This window comes from Nguyenibacter vanlangensis, from assembly GCF_013376155.1.
GTDB classification, from domain to species: Bacteria; Pseudomonadota; Alphaproteobacteria; order Acetobacterales; family Acetobacteraceae; genus Gluconacetobacter; species Gluconacetobacter vanlangensis.
Genome location: NZ_JABXXP010000858.1, coordinates 1 through 1,083, shown reverse-complemented (window position 1 = coordinate 1,083; position 1,083 = coordinate 1). Strand labels below are relative to the sequence as shown.

Genomic DNA, 1,083 nt, shown 5'->3' with positions numbered 1-1,083 from the left:
GTCCGGCCGGCGCAGCGCCCGTGCCAGCGCAGCCGCCAGCGCCGGCGGGTCCCTGGGCGGGACCAGCCAGCCGGACATGCTGTCCTGCACCGTATAGGGGATTTCTCCCACGGCCGAGGCGATCGGCGCCAGGCCGGCCTGCATGGCCTGATGCACGCCGATGCACAGCCCCTCGTGCAGCGAAGGCTGGACGTAGCCATGTTGCATCGCCAGGAAGGGCGGCACCGCGTCCTGGAACCCGGCCAGATGCAGGTTGGTCAGCCCGTATTGCCGGATCAGCGATTCGAGGTGCGGTCGTTCCGCGCCCTCGCCGGCGATGGTGATTTCGAACGGCGGCAGCGTCGTGTCGGCCTTCAGGATCGCCAGAGCGCGGCACAGGTGATCATAGCCCTTGACCGGATGCAGGCGCCCCAGCGAGCCGATGCGCACGGGTTCACCCGCTTGCCAGGGCCGTGCGACCGGGCAGCCCGGATCGGCGCGGAAGATCGGCCACAGCATGGCGCGACTGGGCGGAATGGCCAGGCGATCGTGCATGAAGGCCAGCACGCATCGCGAATCGGCCACCCAGAGGCGGCCGAGTCCGCGCAGGGTGCGCAGCAGGCCCGTATTGGCAGGGCTGAGTCCCGCCGAATGCTGCCAACTGACTACCGGGATGCGCCGTCTCAACCCGATCATCTGCCCCATCACCGTGGCGCGGGTCAGCGATGTCCAGATCAGGTCCGGACGCCAGGAAGCGACCTGGCGGTCCAGCCAGCGCAGGGCGGCGACATGGTCCTGCCTGCTGCCCGCGCGCACCGCCGCTTGCAGGCCGCTTGCGGTGATCGCCGGCAAAGCGCGGCCGTCGCGGCGCAGTAGCGCGAAGAGCGCGACCTCGTGCCCGGCATCGCGCATCAGGCGGGTGATGTCGGGTACCGGAAAGGCGGCGCCGCCGCCCTCGACCGAATTGATCACATAGGCGATGCGCATGATTCAGCCCCGGTACGGGTCCAGGCGCGGGACAGGATCGCCTCGGCCTGCGCCAGGTCGGCGGGCTTGTCGATATCGACCGCGGCGCGCCCGTCCGGCAGCGGGACCAGCCGGACC

Annotated in this window: 1 protein-coding gene; it reads right to left on the bottom strand. The window is 70.6% G+C overall.

Annotated features, from left to right (window positions below; genetic code table 11):
- A partial coding sequence (locus HUK84_RS19690) for a glycosyltransferase (protein WP_176641717.1) occupies positions 1-966 on the bottom strand: 966 nt, incomplete at its 3' end.
- Positions 967-1,083: the final 117 nt, after the last annotated feature.